At 71.8% G+C, this 15,037-nt stretch carries 15 protein-coding genes; 9 read left to right on the forward strand and 6 right to left on the reverse strand.

Annotated elements, in window-relative coordinates; genetic code table 11:
* The first annotated feature begins 60 nt into the window (after positions 1-60).
* Positions 61-1,227 (forward strand): winged helix DNA-binding domain-containing protein, encoded by a 1,167-nt coding sequence (locus ACZ61E_RS02960; RefSeq protein ID WP_469697044.1) that lies wholly within the window; start codon positions 61-63, stop codon positions 1,225-1,227.
* 285 nt (positions 1,228-1,512) lie between these two features.
* Here ACZ61E_RS02960 and ACZ61E_RS02965 read toward each other — a convergent pair whose 3' ends face one another.
* Positions 1,513-2,343: a helix-turn-helix transcriptional regulator gene (locus ACZ61E_RS02965; RefSeq protein WP_469697132.1), complete on the reverse strand. Its 831-nt coding sequence runs from the start codon at positions 2,341-2,343 to the stop codon at positions 1,513-1,515.
* 213 nt (positions 2,344-2,556) lie between these two features.
* Between ACZ61E_RS02965 and ACZ61E_RS02970 the strand changes: the two genes are divergently transcribed.
* Positions 2,557-4,281 (forward strand): AMP-binding protein, encoded by a 1,725-nt coding sequence (locus ACZ61E_RS02970; RefSeq protein ID WP_469697046.1) that lies wholly within the window; start codon positions 2,557-2,559, stop codon positions 4,279-4,281.
* 36 nt (positions 4,282-4,317) lie between these two features.
* On the opposite strand, the gene ACZ61E_RS02975 is transcribed toward ACZ61E_RS02970, so the two are convergent.
* Together ACZ61E_RS02975 and ACZ61E_RS02980 are read right to left on the reverse strand one after the other, a co-directional pair.
* Complete coding sequence (locus ACZ61E_RS02975) at positions 4,318-4,833, reverse strand: GNAT family N-acetyltransferase (RefSeq protein ID WP_469697047.1); 516 nt, start codon at positions 4,831-4,833, stop codon at positions 4,318-4,320.
* Between the two features lie 106 nt (positions 4,834-4,939).
* Entirely contained in the window at positions 4,940-5,512 is a 573-nt protein-coding gene (locus ACZ61E_RS02980; RefSeq protein ID WP_469697049.1) for a hypothetical protein, read from the reverse strand.
* Positions 5,513-5,796: 284 nt separating this feature from the next.
* Between ACZ61E_RS02980 and gcl the strand changes: the two genes are divergently transcribed.
* Entirely contained in the window at positions 5,797-7,584 is a 1,788-nt protein-coding gene (gcl, locus tag ACZ61E_RS02985) for a glyoxylate carboligase (protein WP_469697050.1), read from the forward strand.
* A 99-nt stretch (positions 7,585-7,683) separates the two neighbouring features.
* Here gcl and ACZ61E_RS02990 read toward each other — a convergent pair whose 3' ends face one another.
* From ACZ61E_RS02990 to ACZ61E_RS03000, 3 genes are all read right to left on the reverse strand, one after another.
* A complete protein-coding gene (locus ACZ61E_RS02990) occupies positions 7,684-8,031 on the reverse strand; it encodes a hypothetical protein (RefSeq protein WP_469697052.1) in 348 nt (115 codons plus the stop codon).
* 470 nt (positions 8,032-8,501) lie between these two features.
* Positions 8,502-9,392, reverse strand: a complete 891-nt coding sequence (locus tag ACZ61E_RS02995) for a 2-hydroxy-3-oxopropionate reductase (protein WP_469697054.1) — start codon at positions 9,390-9,392, stop codon at positions 8,502-8,504.
* Between the two features lie 122 nt (positions 9,393-9,514).
* Positions 9,515-10,393: a TIM barrel protein gene (locus tag ACZ61E_RS03000; protein WP_469697056.1), complete on the reverse strand. Its 879-nt coding sequence runs from the start codon at positions 10,391-10,393 to the stop codon at positions 9,515-9,517.
* 125 nt (positions 10,394-10,518) lie between these two features.
* On the opposite strand from ACZ61E_RS03000, the gene ACZ61E_RS03005 reads away from it, so the two are divergent.
* From ACZ61E_RS03005 to ACZ61E_RS03030, 6 genes are all read left to right on the forward strand, one after another.
* Complete coding sequence (locus tag ACZ61E_RS03005) at positions 10,519-10,770, forward strand: YkoF family thiamine-binding protein (RefSeq protein WP_469697058.1); 252 nt, start codon at positions 10,519-10,521, stop codon at positions 10,768-10,770.
* The gene (locus ACZ61E_RS03010; protein ID WP_469697059.1) at positions 10,767-11,135 is read left to right on the forward strand and encodes a helix-turn-helix domain-containing protein; all 369 of its coding nucleotides are present in this window, start codon (positions 10,767-10,769) and stop codon (positions 11,133-11,135) included. The genes ACZ61E_RS03005 and ACZ61E_RS03010 overlap by 4 nt, the downstream gene beginning before the upstream one ends.
* 121 nt (positions 11,136-11,256) lie before the next feature.
* A complete protein-coding gene (uraD, locus tag ACZ61E_RS03015; protein WP_469697061.1) occupies positions 11,257-11,793 on the forward strand; it encodes a 2-oxo-4-hydroxy-4-carboxy-5-ureidoimidazoline decarboxylase in 537 nt (178 codons plus the stop codon).
* Between the two features lie 4 nt (positions 11,794-11,797).
* Positions 11,798-12,229, forward strand: coding sequence for a hydroxyisourate hydrolase (locus ACZ61E_RS03020; protein ID WP_469697062.1), 432 nt, complete (start codon positions 11,798-11,800; stop codon positions 12,227-12,229).
* Positions 12,230-12,232: 3 nt separating this feature from the next.
* Positions 12,233-13,165: a factor-independent urate hydroxylase gene (pucL, locus tag ACZ61E_RS03025; protein ID WP_469697064.1), complete on the forward strand. Its 933-nt coding sequence runs from the start codon at positions 12,233-12,235 to the stop codon at positions 13,163-13,165.
* 166 nt (positions 13,166-13,331) lie between these two features.
* Positions 13,332-14,708, forward strand: a complete 1,377-nt coding sequence (locus tag ACZ61E_RS03030; protein WP_469697066.1) for an 8-oxoguanine deaminase — start codon at positions 13,332-13,334, stop codon at positions 14,706-14,708.
* Positions 14,709-15,037 lie beyond the last annotated feature (329 nt).

The raw sequence follows: 15,037 nt of genomic DNA on the forward strand, positions 1-15,037 counted from the left end.
TTCGGGGCCCCCCGGCGTTGAGGACAGAAGGTGTCCGCAAGGCTGGGTAACGTGCGGAGCATGGCCTCGAAGACGACGGACCCGCTCACGCATCCCGTGCTCAGTACCCGCGCGCTCAACCGCGCCACCCTGGCGCGGCAGCTCCTGCTGCGGCGCGCCGCCATGCCGGCCAAGGAGGCCGTGACACATCTGGCCGGGCTCCAGGCGCAGAACGTGAAGCCGCCGTACGTCCAGCTCGCGGCCAGGCTGGAGGCGTTCGACCCCGAGGAGCTCTCCGGGCTGATGGCGTCCCGCGAGGTCGGCCGGATGGTCACGCTCCGCTCCACCATCCACACCCACACCGCCGCGGACTGCCTCGCGCTGCGCCCGCTCGTCCAGCCCCTGATCGAACGGGAGTTGCGGATCTTCCGGGACGGTCTCACCGGTGTGGACCTGGACCGGCTCGCCGAGTACGCCAGGGAGCTGGTCGAGGAACAGCCGCTGCCGCTCAAGGAGTTGAAGGCGTCACTGGTCGAACGGTGGCCCGGCGCCGACCCGCTCGCCCTCTCGCTCGCCGCACGGTGCACGCTCCCGCTCGTCCAGGTCACACCGCGCGGTCTGTGGGGCCGCAGCGGGCAGGTCACGCTCACGACGGCGCGCAAGTGGTTCGGCGCGGAGGCGGCCGGAGCGGCGGCGCCGACGGGCATCGCGCCCGAGGACGCCGTCCTGCGCTACCTCGCCGCCTTCGGGCCCGCGTCGGTCAAGGACATGCAGACCTGGTGCCGGCTGACCCGGCTCGGCCCGGTCTTCGAGCGGCTGCGGGACCGGCTCCTCACCTTCCGCGGCGAGTCGGGCGCCGAACTCTTCGACCTCCCCGACGCGCCCCGGCCGGACGCGGACACCCCGGCCCCGCCCCGCTTCCTGCCCGAGTACGACAACCTGCTGCTCTCGCACGCGGACCGCACCCGCGTCGTCCCCTCCGCTTACCGCAAGCTCACCTGGAACGGCAACCAGGGCCACCGCACCTTCCTCGTCGACGGATTCCTCGCCGGGATCTGGCGGTTGGAGGACGGCACGGAGGGCGACGGGCAGGGCACGCTGACGGTGCGGGCTTTCGGCACGCTCACCCGCGCCCAGCGCGACGCGGTGGCCGAGGAGGGCGTCCGTATGCTCGGCTCCCTCTCCTCGGCCGGCTCCCCCGCGTTCACGGTGCGCTTCGCGGACTTCTCGGCACCGGCCGTGGGGTAGTCCCGGACGGTCTCCGCGAAGCGGCGCGGTCCGCCGGCGGGGCGGGGTCCTGTGCGTTGAGGGCCGGGCCGCGTCTTCCAGGTAGCGCGGTCCGCCTTCGGGGCGAGGAGGCGGGGTGCGTTGCGGGGCGGGGGAGGGGTGCCGTGGCAGGCGTCGCGGGCCGGGTGGGGCTTGGCGGATGCCGCACCGGGCCGCGTCTTCCAGGTGGTGCCGTCCGCCGGCGGGGCGGGTGGGACCGCGCGGACCCGCGCCGGGCCGCCCGCAGGAGTCGTCGCCGGTGGGTTTCTACGGCAGCAGGCCCGCGCGGCGGGCCGCCACCACCGCCTCCAGGCGGTTGTGGGCCCCCAGCTTGCGCATCGCCGCCCGCAGATAGCCCTTCACCGTCTCCGGCCGCAGCCCCAGGCGCTCGGCCGCCGCCGCGTTCGTCGAACCCGCCGCCACGCACGCCAGCACGTCCACCTCGCGCGGCGCCAGCGCGACGCCCCGCGGCTCGCGGAGCCCGCCCCCGTCGCGCCAGTCCTGCGGGGCGCCGCCCGCGCCCGCCAACCGGCCGCAGACGGCGTGCAGTTCGCTCCGCAGCCCGGCGTCCGCGATGCGCGGCGCGAGTGCCCGCAGCTCGCTGTGCGCCTCGCGGACCTCCTCCCACGCCTCGGGCCGCCCCCGCACCGGCTCACGGGTCACGGCCAGCAGCCGCTGCACCTCGTCCCGTACGGCCAGTGACTGCTCCACGTCACGGGCGGCGGCGACGGCGGCGTCGAAGACCCGCTCGCCCATCGGCAGCGGATCGCGCAGCGCGCCGTACAGCACGCCACGGACCCGGCGCCGCACGATCACGGGAACGGCGACCACGGAGCGCAGCCCCTCGGCGGCCACCGCGGCGTCGTACTCGTGGCTGATGTGGCGCGCCTGCCGGTAGTCGGTCACCGCGCACGGCCGCAGCAGCGCGATCGACTTGCCGCCCAGCCCGTTCCCGACGGAGATCCCCAGCCCGCGCAGCGCACCGGTCGCCGTGCCGTTCAGCTCCGCGATGCGCACCTGGCGGGCATCGTGCAACAGCCCGCCGAACGCCACCGGCAGCCCGGTCGTACGGCGCAGAGTCAGCAGCGCGGTCCGCATCTCGACCGCTTCGACCGCCTCAGTCACAGCGTCTTCCTTCTCTTGGGCTCGCTCCGCCGGCCGAACGATTTCCGTTCACCCCCGTCAGGGGGTGGTGAGACGTACGTCACCGGCTACACGATGCTAAGGGCTGTCCCGTCATCCCCGGTGGGCGCGCGACGGCCACCGGGGACGGAGAACCCTCGGTGAACGGGCGAGCGATGAGGAGGGCACATGACAGCGGTCGACGCGACCGAGCGGTTCCGCGCCGCCAGGGATTTCCTGCTGCGGCACCGGGAGGACTACTCCGCGGCGTACGAAGGCTTCGTCTGGCCCCGCCCCGAGCTGTTCAACTGGGCACTCGACTGGTTCGACGTGATCGCCGAGGGCAACGACCGGCCCGCCCTGCACATCGTCGAGGAGGACGGCACCGAGTGCGTCACCTCCTTCGCCGAGATGTCCGGGCGCTCTGCCCAGGTGGCCAACTGGCTGCGCGCGCAGGGCGTGTCGGCCGGTGACCGCGTTCTCGTGATGCTCGGCAACCAGACCGAGCTGTGGGAGACGGCGCTCGCCGCGATGAAGCTCAGGGCCGTCGTCATCCCGGCGACACCGCTGCTCGGCCCGCTGGACCTGCGGGACCGGATCGAGCGCGGCCGGGTCCGGCAGGTGATCGTCCGGGCGGGCGACACCGCGAAGTTCGCCGAGGTGCCCGGGGAGTACACCCGGATCGTGGTGGGTGGCGACGGTGCCCAGGTTGACGCCGTGGGCCCGGACGCCGGTCCGCGTCCCGACGGGACCGACTGGCTGGCGTACGAGGCGTCCCACCAGGAGTCGACGGTCTTCGAGCCCGACGGGGTCACCCGCGCCGACGACACGCTGATGCTCTACTTCACCTCCGGCACCACCGCCCGCCCCAAGCTGGTCGAGCACACCCATGTCTCGTATCCGATCGGCCATCTCGCGACGATGTACTGGATCGGGCTGGGACCCGGCGACGTGCATCTGAACATCTCCTCGCCCGGCTGGGCCAAGCACGCCTGGTCCAATCTCTTCGCGCCCTGGAACGCCGAGGCGACCGTCTTCATCCACAACTACACGCGCTTCGACCCGGTGCGGCTGATGGCGGAGATGGACCGCGCCCGCGTCACCAGCTTCTGCGCGCCGCCCACCGTGTGGCGGATGCTGATCCAGGCCGACCTCACACTGCTGCGCAACCGTCCCCGCGAGGTCGTGGCCGCCGGTGAACCGCTCAACCCAGAGGTCATCGAGACCGTCCGCCGGGAGTGGGGCGCGACGATCAGGGACGGCTTCGGCCAGACCGAGACGGCCGTCCAGGTCGCCAACTCGCCGGGGCAGCTCCTGAAGGCCGGCTCGATGGGCCGGCCGACCCCCGGTTTCGTCGTGGAACTGCTCGACCCGGTCACCGGCGCGCCCGGCGCGCGGGAGGGCGAGATCTCGCTGGACCTCGCCGACGCCCCGGTCGGGCTGATGGCCGGCTACCACGGCGACCCGGAGCGTACGGCGCGGGCGATGGCGAACGGTTTCTACCGCACCGGCGACATCGGCTCGCGCGACGCCGACGGCTACATCACGTACATCGGCCGCAGTGACGACGTCTTCAAGGCGTCCGACTACAAGATCTCGCCGTTCGAGCTGGAGAGCGCGCTGCTGGAGCACGAGGCCGTGGCCGAGGCCGCCGTCGTCCCGGCGCCCGACGCGCTGCGGCTCAACGTCCCGAAGGCCTACATCGTCCTGGCGGACGGCTGGGAGCCCGGACCCGACACGGCGAAGCTGCTCTTCGAGCACTCGCGCGCGGTCCTCGCCCCGTACAAGCGCCTGCGCCGTATCGAGTTCGCCGAACTGCCCAAGACGGTCTCGGGGAAGATCCGCCGTATCGAGCTGCGTGAGCGGACGGCCGAGGGCTCGGACGCGGAGTACGAGGAGGGCGACCGGCCCTGACCCGGGCGGTCGGACCGGCCGTGGGCGCCCCGCCGCTCAGCTCACCGTCGGGGCACGGCGCATGCAGACGCGGGGCCACTGGTCGAGGCCGTGCGCGGCCTCGGCGCTTCTGATCTCCCGCAGCCCGTCGGTGAGTTCGCTCTCCGCGAGGGTGCGGAAGCCGAGCCGGGCGTAGTACGGCGCGTTCCACGGCACGTTCGCGAACGTGGTCAGGGTGAGCCCGGCCAGCCCCGCGCTCTCCGCCCGTCCGGCCAGATGCTCGATGAGCGCGCGGCCGACACCGCGGCCCGCGGCCGTGGGATGGACGGAGACCTGCTCGATATGGGCGGCGCCGTCGACCTCGTCGTAGATCAGATACGCGACCGGGCGGCCCGTGGTGTCCTCGGTCACCCAGGCGTGGCCCGCGCGCAGATAGCGGTCCAGGAGAGCGATGGCAGGGGGTTCGTCGTCGGCGATCGCGGCCATGCCGACAGCGCGGAACGGTTCACCGGCGGCCCTCTCGATGTCCTGGAGGAGGGGGAGATCGGCGGGGACCGCGGGGCGGATTCGCATGGGGGAAGTATGCCCGCGCGGTGCGCGCGCGGTGTGGGGTTCACGTTTCGCACCCGGTTCGGGGGTGCGCGGTCCGGGGGCCGGGGACCGGAGTTCGCCGTTCCGGTCAGGCGGGTGAGCGGTCCAGCTCGGCCGCGGCGCCGTTGACCGGCCGGGGGACGCCCGCCGGGTCCAGGAGGAACAGCGGCACCCCGAGGGTGTCGGCGCGCTCCCGTGCCTGGTCCGTGTAACCGGCCACGGCGAAGGCCGCGCTCACCGCCGACTCGCTCAGCGCGTTCAGCCACAGACACTCGACGGCGCGCGCGTCGGCGGGACGCGCGCCCAGGTCGACCCGGGCGACGATCCCCGGTCCGCGCAGATCGACGCCGGTCTCGGGCCGCTCGCCGGAGCGCAGGACGTCGGGGAAGCCGATCTCGCACAGATAGAGCGCGGCGGCGTGCGCGGCGTCGCATCCCGTCCCGGCCGCCACCGGCCTGACCGGTATCCGCAGCAACGCCCCGCACGGGCAGCCGAGTTCGGGCTGCGGCCACTGGTCCTGCCGTCCGCACCCGGCGCAGCTGACGGTCACCCACTCCTCGTCCCAGGTCCGGCGCACTATGCGGACCGGGGGAGCGCCCATCACCAGGGGCGCGGCGACGGCCGTCCCGCAGGGGCAGGGGTAGGCCGGCGCCGTGAACACATGGCTCTCCCCGCAGTCGGGACAGCGGACAGGAACGCTCTCTCCCACTCCCGTACCCCCTTGTCCCGCGTTCGCGCGCCGTGCCTGCCCGCCCATCGTCCATCACCGGCGGGGTCTTGGGGAGGGGCTTCCGTCATCCCTTGACGGCGGGTGGCGGGCACTTTAGATTGATTCCACATAGCAGAACAAGCTTTCCGCATTACGGAAGAAGCGGAATCGACGGAATCGACGCTCTCAGGTGGCGCGACAGAGCCCGAGTCCACCAGCCGGAGCAGGAGCACCCCATGCCTCGTATGACCGCTGCCCGAGCGGCAGTTGAGATCCTCAAGCGCGAAGGCGTCACCGACGCGTTCGGTGTGCCGGGCGCGGCGATCAACCCCTTCTACAAGGCCCTCCAAGAGGCCGGTGGCATCGACCACACGCTCGCCCGTCATGTGGAGGGCGCCTCCCACATGGCCGAGGGCTACACGCGCGCCAACCCCGGCAACATCGGTGTGTGCATCGGCACTTCGGGCCCGGCAGGCACCGACATGATCACGGGGCTGTACTCCGCGATCGGTGACTCGATACCGATCCTGTGCATCACCGGCCAGGCGCCGACCGCGGTGATCCACAAGGAGGACTTCCAGGCCGTCGACATCGCGTCGATCGCGCGTCCCGTCAGCAAGGCGGCCACCACCGTCCTGGAGGCCGCCCAGGTCCCCGGCGTCCTCCAGCAGGCGTTCCATCTGATGCGCTCGGGCCGGCCGGGCCCCGTCCTCGTCGATCTGCCGATCGATGTGCAGCTGACCGAGATCGAGTTCGACCCGGAGACGTACGAGCCGCTGCCCGTCTACAAGCCGTCGGCCGCCCGCGCGCAGATCGCGAAGGCGCTCACGATGCTGGCCGCGTCCGAGCGCCCGCTGATCGTCGCCGGCGGCGGTGTCATCAACGCCGACGCCTCCGCCCTGCTGGTGGAGTTCGCCGAGCTGACCGGCACACCCGTCGTCCCGACCCTGATGGGCTGGGGCACCATCCCCGACGACCACGACCTGAACGCCGGAATGGTGGGCATCCAGACCTCGCACCGCTACGGCAACGAGACGTTCCTGGCCTCGGACTTCGTCCTCGGCATCGGCAACCGCTGGGCCAACCGGCACACCGGGGCGCTCGACGTCTACACGGCCGGGCGCACCTTCGTCCACGTCGACATCGAGCCCACCCAGATCGGCAAGATCTTCGCGCCGGACTACGGGATCGCCTCGGACGCCGGGGACGCGCTGAGGCTCTTCGTCGAGGTGGCGAAGGAGCTGAAGGAGGCGGGCCGGCTGCCCGACCGCACCGAGTGGGTCGCGTCCGTGCTGGAGCGCAAGGGCAGCCTCCACCGCCGGACGCACTTCGACAACGTGCCGATGAAACCGCAGCGCGTGTACGAGGAGATGAACCGCGCCTTCGGTCCCGACACCCGGTACGTCACCACCATCGGTCTCTCCCAGATCGCGGGCGCGCAGATGCTGCACGTCTACAAGCCCCGGCACTGGATCAACTGCGGCCAGGCGGGCCCGCTCGGCTGGACGATCCCGGCCGCGCTCGGTGTCGCGAAGGCCGACCCGGACAGCACGGTCGTGGCGCTCTCCGGCGACTACGACTTCCAGTTCATGCTCGAAGAGCTGGCCGTCGGCGCGCAACACCGGATCGGTTACGTCCATGTGCTGGTGAACAACGCCTACTTGGGGCTGATCCGGCAGGCGCAGCGCAATCTCGACATCAACTTCCAGGTCAACCTGGAGTTCGAGAACATCAACTCACCCGAGCTGGGTGTCTACGGGGTCGACCATGTGAAGGTCGTCGAGGGCCTGGGCTGCAAGGCGATCCGGGTCACCGAGCCCGACCAGTTGCTGCCGGCCTTCGAGCAGGCGAAGAAGCTGGCCGCCGAGTACCGGGTGCCGGTGGTGGTCGAGGCGATCCTGGAGCGGATCACGAACATCTCGATGGGGGTGCGGATCGACCAGGTGAACGAGTGGGAGGACCTGGCCACCGAGCCCGGCCACGCGCCCACCGAGATCAAGCCGCTCGTCAGGCCCGTCGTATGAGGGTCCGTCATACGACGGTGACAACCTGACGGCTCGTCACCGCAGCACGCCCCCGCCCGCGACTTCGGGCGGGGGCCGCTGTCGTGTACGCCGGTGTCGTCAGCCCCCGCAACCCCCGCAGCCTCCGCAGCCCCCGCACCCGCCACCGTCCCCGCCCCCGCCGTCTCCGCCGCCGTCCCCGCCGCTCGCGTCCGCGGAGTCCCCGCCGTGCGCGTGTCCGTCCGCCCACCAACTGGCCGCCGCGACGGCCCCGGTGGCGCCGGCCGCGGTCCCCGCGGCGGCGGCGCCGGACGGCCGCCGTACCGTCTTCGGGCCCTCGCGCCTGCCGAACGGGAACCCGAGGAAGAGGAACGCGAAGGCCGGGGCCATCATCCAGACACCGTTCTCCTGGACGATCGACAGGGCGACCGCGGCGGCGGTGAGGAGGAGGAACGCGACAAGACGCATCCCCTCAGTGTGCCGACCGGCTGGGACCGCACAAGAGCCCGGCCGACTTCGGCCGGGCTCTTGCCGGGTGTTCGCGGGAGTGGCCGCTGGAGACCGTCCGGCGGTGCGAGGCCGGCGCGACAGGGCCGTCGCACCGCCGGACGGCGTTCGGCGGAGCCTCGGGAGAGGCTGTGGGGACCGTGGCGACGGCGACGGTGAACGGCGGACGGCCGTCCTTCAGGTCAGGAGGGCCGCCGTCGCTCCCCTCACCACCGCACTGGCTCGCGCGCCGCCACGGTCCCGGGGATGTCCCTCCCCGCGGCCACCCCTCACGAGGGCCGGGGGAAGGGACGGCTGTCGGCCGCCCGCCACCGGAGCATCCTCACTTCCGGGGGCGCGCGGGTGGTTCCCGGGCTGTGGCGGCGCCTGGGCGCGACAGGACAGTTGTCAGCGCCGCCACAACCCGGAGTTCGGTGGGGCGGGGTCCCCGGTCAGGCCTCCCGGCCGGACAGCCGCTCCACGGAGCGCAGCAGCGCCGAGTGGTCGAGGCCGCCGTCGCCCTGCGCGCGCAGGGAGGCGACCAGCTGTGCGACGACCGCGCCGACCGGCAGCGCCGCTCCGACAGCGCGGGCGGCGTCGGTGACGATGCCCATGTCCTTGTGGTGCAGGTCGATCCGGAAGCCCGGCGCGAAGTCGCGGTTGACGAAGTTGTCCTTCTTGCGGGTCAGGACCGTCGAGCCGGCCAGACCACCGTTCAGCACGTCCAGCGCCGCGCCCAGATCCACGCCCGACTTCTCCAGGAAGACCACGGCCTCGGCGCACGCCTGGATGTTGACGGCGACGATCAGCTGGTTGGCCGCCTTCACCGTCTGGCCGGCGCCGTGCGGACCGCACAGGACGATGGTCCTGCCCAGCGCCTCGAAGAGGGGCCTGGCCCGGTCGAAGTCGGCCTGCTCGCCGCCGACCATGATGGACAGGACCGCCTCGACGGCTCCCGCCTCACCCCCGGAGACCGGTGCGTCCAGGACGCGCACGTCCTTCTCCCGGCCCGCCTCGGCGAGATCGATCGACGTCTGCGGGGTGATCGAGGACATGTCGATCAGCAGGGCGCCCTGCGCGGCGTTCGCCAGGATGCCGTCCTCCCCGTAGGCGACGGCCTCGACCTGCGGGGACGCGGGCACCATCGTGATGATGACGTCGGCGCCCTCGACGGCCTCGGCGATCGACCCGGCCACGGTGCCGCCGTTGGCCGCGAGCCGGTCCAGCTTCTCCCGCTCCAGCGTGAAGCCGGTGACGGAGTATCCGGCCTTGATCAGGTTCTCGGCCATGGGGGACCCCATGATGCCGAGGCCGATCCAGGCCACCTTGGGAAGAGTGCTCATCGGGGGTGCCTCTCTCGCATACGTGGTTGCGTCGTCTCCGCGTGGTGCCCGCGGCGCGGTCCGGCGTGGGCGTGCGCCGGGTCGTGTCTTCGGAGTCCCGCCCGGCCCTGCGGGCGACGGCGCTATTTCGAAGACAGGCCCTGGCGCCGCGCCCCGGCCGGGAGCCACTCGAAGGACTCCGCGCTCGGGCGGTCGCCGGGCTTGTACTCCAGGCCGACCCACCCCTCGTAACCGGCCTTGCGGAGCCGGTCGAGCAGGTCCTGGAGCGGCAGGGTGCCGGTGCCGGGCGCGCCCCGGCCGGGATTGTCGGCGATCTGTACGTGGCCGGTCCGGTCGGCGTACCTGTCGATGACCCCGGCCAGCGCCTCGGCGTCCAGACCGTTCATCGACAGGTGGTAGACGTCCAGCAGGAACGCGGCGTTGCCCAGCCCCGTGGTCTCGTTGACCCGGTCCACGACATCGATCGCGGCCTCGGCGCTCACCAGCGGATAGTGCGGGGACTCGGGCCTGTTGAGCGCCTCGATCAGCAGGGTCGCCCCGATCCGGTCGGCCGCGCGGGCGGCGAGGACCAGATTCTCCAGGGCGAGGGTGTCCTGCGTGCGCGCGTCGACGCCGTCGACGCGGTTCCCGTACAGCGCGTTGAGCGCCTTGCAGCCGACCGATTCGGCGAAGCCGGCCGCCACGTCGATGTTCGCCCGGAAGCGGTCCGACTCCGCGCCGGGCAGCGACAGCGCGCCGCGGTCGGGGCCGGGCAGCCGGCCGGCGTAGAAGTTGAGCCCCACGAGCTGGGTGCCCGCGGAGTCGAGGGCCCTCTTCAGGGATTCCAGCTCGGCCTTCGGCGGGGTGGGGGTGTCGGTCCAGGGCCACCACAGCTCCACCGCGGTGAAGCCCGCGGCGGCGGCCGCCGCGGGGCGCTCCAGGAGCGGGAGTTCGGTGAAAAGGATCGACAGGTTCACATCGAAGCGCTGCTCGGAGCCGGGCCTGTTCGTGAGGGAAGCCATGAGTGGTTCTCTATTCCTTCCGTATAGCGGAAGTTAGTTTCTGCTTAACGGAAGATTGCCTGGGATTCGGGAGGGCTGTCAAGAGGGCGGCCCGGATTCGGCCCCTCGCGCAGTAGGTTGTGCGCGTGCGACTGAGAGTGGAATTCACGACCGAGCCGTTCGACCTGGACGAGGCCCCCGGCCATGCCGTGGTGGCCCGCGAGGTCATCCAGGCGGCCGAACTGGACGCCGTGGACGTCGGTCCGTTCGGCAACACCGCCGAAGGCGGCGCCGACGCCGTCATCTCGGCCGTCGACACCCTGCTCCGCCGCTCCCTGGAGGCCGGTGCCACCCGTGTCTCGCTCCAGGTGAACGTGATCGCGGAGGACGAGCGGTGACCGGGGCGTCCGACCACCCGCTCCTTGCCGCGGTCAAGCCGCTCGTCGACGCGATGGGCGCCGAGACGGTGCCGCCCGCCCTGGCCGAGCCGGACGACGTCGTGCTGAGCTGGGAGGGCGAGGAGGTCCTCGCCGTACGCCTCCCGCAGCTCTCCGAATCGCTCGACCACATCCTGGTCGCGCTGGAGCGCCGGCACGGCATGCCCCTGTCGGCGCTGGACCGCAAGGCCAAACAGTCGGTGGTGCGGTCGCTGGAGGCGCGCGGGGCCTTCTCCGTGCGGCACGGGGTGGAGACCGTCGCGAGTGCCCTCGGGGTCAGCCGGTTCACCGTCTACAACTATCTGAACCGGTCCGAGCCGGGCTGACACGGCCGGCCCCGGGGTGCGGTGGGGGCCGCCGGACAAAAAATTCAACAAAGTGTTGACGTGATGTTCGTGAAGGCGTTAGCTGTCCCGCAGCCCGTCAAGCACAGCCACGGAGGCTCCCGTGACGACCGACCCGCCGCCGGGCCTCACCCGGTTCAACACATCCTCCGACAGCGCGGCGACCGCCGCACTGCACGAGGTGTGCGCCAGTACGGCGTGGGGGAACGCACTGCTCGCCCACCGGCCGTACGCCACCGCCGACGCCCTTCTCACCGCCAGTGACACCGCGACGGCCGCGCTGACCGCCGACGATCTGGCACAGGCGATGGCGGCGCACCCGCCCATCGGCCGCCCGAAACCGGGCGACCCGGTCTCGGCCCGCGAACAGCGGGGCATGGCCGGGGCGTCCGGTGAACTCAGGGCGGAGCTGCTCGAACTGAATCTGGCCTACCAGGACAGATTCGGTCATGTCTTCCTGATCTGCGCCACCGGCAGGACCGGTGAGCAGATGCGGGACGCCGTCCGCACGCGGATCGGCAACTCGCCCGACGAGGAGCGGGACGTGGTCCGCGCCGAACTGGGCAAGATCAACCGCATCCGGCTGACCCGCCTCGTGGAAGCGGCGGAACCGGCAGAAGCAGCAGAAGCAGGGGAGTGAACCCGTGAGCACGGAATCCACCGCGTCGGTGTCCACGCACATCCTGGACACCAGCGCCGGACGGCCGGCCGCCTCCGTCGCCGTCTCGCTCTCCGCCCGTGGCGGCGCCCGCGAGCCGTGGGTGGTGCTCGGCCGGTCGGCGACCGACGGGGACGGGCGGTGCAGGGACCTGCCGGCCCTCCCGGCGGGAACCACCCACGTACGCCTCGACTTCGAGACCGAGGCGTACTTCCACAGCGGGCACCACGAGAGCCAGAGCCCGCACCAGCGACAGAGCCGGAACCAAGCCGAGGCACAGCAGGACGCCCCCGCGCCACGGGACAGCGGTGCGTTCTTTCCGGAAGTGGCGGTCACCTTCGCCGTCGCGCCCGGGGAGCACTATCACGTACCGCTGCTGCTCAACCCGTTCGGCTACTCCGTATACCGAGGGAGCTAGCAGATGCCGACCATTCTCGGCCAGAACCAGTACGGCAAAGCGGAGAACCGCGTCGTCAGGATCGTGCGCGACGGCGACACCCACCACATCAAGGACCTGAACGTCTCCGTCGCCCTCTCCGGCGACATGGAGGAGGTCCACTACTCCGGCTCCAACGCCAACGTCCTGCCGACCGACACCACCAAGAACACGGTGTACGCGTTCGCCAAGGAGCACGGCATCGAGTCCGCCGAACAGTTCGGCATCCATCTCGCCCGGCACTTCGTCACCAGCCAGGAGCCGATACACCGGGCGCGGATCCGGATCGAGGAGTACGCCTGGGAGCGCATCGCGGCTCCGGACAGCGGCTCCGGTCCCGCGAGCGAAGGCGGGACCAGGCACTCCTTCGTACGCAAGGGCCAGGAGACCCGCGTCACGCAGATCACCTTCGACGGCGAGGCATGGGAGGTCGTCTCCGGCCTCAAGGACCTGACGGTGCTGAACTCGACCAACTCCGAGTTCTGGGGCTACGTCAAGGACGAGTACACGACGCTGCGCGAGGCGTACGACCGCGTACTCGCCACCGACGTCTCCGCCAGATGGCGCTACAACTGGACCGACGACACCGCGCCGATGCCCGACTGGGAGAACTCCTACGCGCAGGCGCGGCGGCACCTCCTCGACGCCTTCGCGCAGACCTACTCCCTCTCCCTCCAGCAGACGCTGTACCAGATGGGCTCGCGGATCATCGACAGCCGCGGCGAGATCGACGAGATCCGCTTCTCGCTGCCCAACAACCACCACTTCCTGGTCGACCTCGAACCGTTCGGCGTGAAGAACGAGACCCCCGACGGGGCCGTCTACTTCGCGGCCGACCGCCCGTACGGCCTCATCGAGGCCACCGTGCTGCGCGACGGAGCCGAACCGCGGATCCCGCTCGACATGACCAACCTGTAGCCGTCCCGCCGTACCCCCGACGCGCGCGCCGGCGTCAAGTCCCAGAAGAAGAGGGCGATCCGGGGAGGAGCGGGGGCATCTGCGCACCGACACCACCGCGGATCCGTCGCCCACCCCGCCCGACTCCCGGATCCGTCCACCCACACGGGAAGAACGAGGACCCGCCATGGCGGCTTCGCGCATCGTCATCGAGAACTGTGCCATCGCGACCGTGGACGCGAACGACACCGAGTACGCCTCGGGGCACGTCGTCGTCGCGGACAACCTCATCGAGTCCGTGGGCGCCGGCCGCGCCCCCGCCGGGCTGGAGAACGTCGTACGGCGGGTCGACGGCACCGGCCATCTCCTCACCCCCGGCCTGGTCAACACCCACCACCACTTCTACCAGTGGATCACCCGCGGACTGGCCACCGACCACAACCTGTTCGACTGGCTGGTGGCGCTCTACCCGACCTGGGCGCGCATCGACGAATCCATGGCACGCGCCGCCGCCCAGGGCTCACTGGCGATGATGGCGCGCGGCGGGGTCACCACCGCGACGGACCACCACTACGTGTATCCGCGCGGCGCCGGCGACCTGTCCGCCGCCATCATCGGGGCCGCGTCGGAGACGGGCGTACGGTTCACGCTCGCGCGTGGCTCCATGGACCGGGGCGAGTCGGACGGCGGACTGCCGCCGGACTTCGCCGTCGAGTCGCTGGAGGGCGCGCTCGCCGCCACCGAGGCGACCGTCGACAAGTACCACGACGCGTCGTTCGGCGCGATGACCCAGATCGCCGTCGCGCCGTGCTCGCCGTTCTCCGTCTCCACCGAACTGATGAGCCAGGGTGCGGAGTTGGCGCGCCGCAAGGGCGTACGCCTGCACACCCACGGCAGCGAGACGGTGGAGGAGGAGCAGTTCTGCAAGGAACTGTTCGGGAAGGGCCCCACCGACTACTTCGAGTCGACGGGATGGCTCGGCTCCGACGTGTGGATGGCCCACTGCGTCCATATGAACGACTCGGACATCGCCGCCTTCGGCCGCACCGGAACGGGTGTCGCGCACTGTCCGTCCTCCAACGCCCGCCTCGCGGCCGGTATCGCGCGCGTGCCCGACATGCTGAAGGCGGGCGTACCCGTCGGCCTCGGCGTGGACGGCACCGCGTCCAACGAATCGGGCGAACTGCACACGGAGTTGCGCAACGCGCTCCTCATCAACCGCCTCGGCGCCCACCGCGAATCCGCCCTGACCGCCCGTCAGGCGCTTCGGCTCGGTACGTACGGTGGCGCCCAGGTCCTCGGCCGCGCCGACGAGATCGGCTCGATCGAGACCGGGAAGCTCGCCGACCTGGTGCTGTGGAAGCTGGACACCCTGGCCCACTCCTCCATCGCCGATCCGGTGACGGCCCTCGTCCTCGGGGCCGCCGCACCCGTCACACTCTCCCTCGCCAACGGCAGGACCGTCGTCGAGGACAACCACCTGACCACGGTGGACGAGGACACCGTCGCCCGCGCCACGCGGACCGAGGCGCGGCGCCTGGCGCGGATCGCGGCGACGGGCTGAGGCCCGGTCGGGCGACACCCGGCAACGGCGTACCCGGTCACGGCGCCCGGCCGCGGCCCGCCCGGTCGTGACGACGGGCTGACGCGTCCTCACAGGTCCCACGTGCCCACGGACCCGACCGGTCCGGCCGTGGATCTCCCAGAAGTCCGGTCGAGGGGGACGGCCCTCGACCGGCGGCCACGGAGCCCGAGCGGGGCTCCTGGCAGCCGCGTCCGGGTGGGGGGGGGGCGGACGGGGGGGGGGCCCCACCCCGGGGGGGGGGCTGGTTTTCGGGGCAGGGCTCCCGAACCCCCCTGCCACCCCGGGGACCGCCACACAGAAACAAAAAA

The sequence above is a fragment of the Streptomyces sp. NPDC104581 genome, from assembly GCF_055583685.1.

Bases quoted from the DNA above. Each gene is read 5' to 3' on its own strand.
- ACZ61E_RS02960 (WP_469697044.1), top strand. From the start codon at position 61: ATGGCCTCGAAGACGACGGACCCGCTCACGCATCCCGTGCTCAGTACC.
- ACZ61E_RS02965 (WP_469697132.1), bottom strand. From the start codon at position 2,343: ATGCGGACCGCGCTGCTGACTCTGCGCCGTACGACCGGGCTGCCGGTG.
- ACZ61E_RS02970 (WP_469697046.1), top strand. From the start codon at position 2,557: ATGACAGCGGTCGACGCGACCGAGCGGTTCCGCGCCGCCAGGGATTTC.
- ACZ61E_RS02975 (WP_469697047.1), bottom strand. From the start codon at position 4,833: ATGCGAATCCGCCCCGCGGTCCCCGCCGATCTCCCCCTCCTCCAGGAC.
- gcl (WP_469697050.1), top strand. From the start codon at position 5,797: ATGCCTCGTATGACCGCTGCCCGAGCGGCAGTTGAGATCCTCAAGCGC.
- ACZ61E_RS02990 (WP_469697052.1), bottom strand. From the start codon at position 8,031: ATGCGTCTTGTCGCGTTCCTCCTCCTCACCGCCGCCGCGGTCGCCCTG.
- ACZ61E_RS02995 (WP_469697054.1), bottom strand. From the start codon at position 9,392: ATGAGCACTCTTCCCAAGGTGGCCTGGATCGGCCTCGGCATCATGGGG.
- ACZ61E_RS03000 (WP_469697056.1), bottom strand. From the start codon at position 10,393: ATGGCTTCCCTCACGAACAGGCCCGGCTCCGAGCAGCGCTTCGATGTG.
- pucL (WP_469697064.1), top strand. From the start codon at position 12,233: ATGCCGACCATTCTCGGCCAGAACCAGTACGGCAAAGCGGAGAACCGC.
- ACZ61E_RS03030 (WP_469697066.1), top strand. From the start codon at position 13,332: ATGGCGGCTTCGCGCATCGTCATCGAGAACTGTGCCATCGCGACCGTG.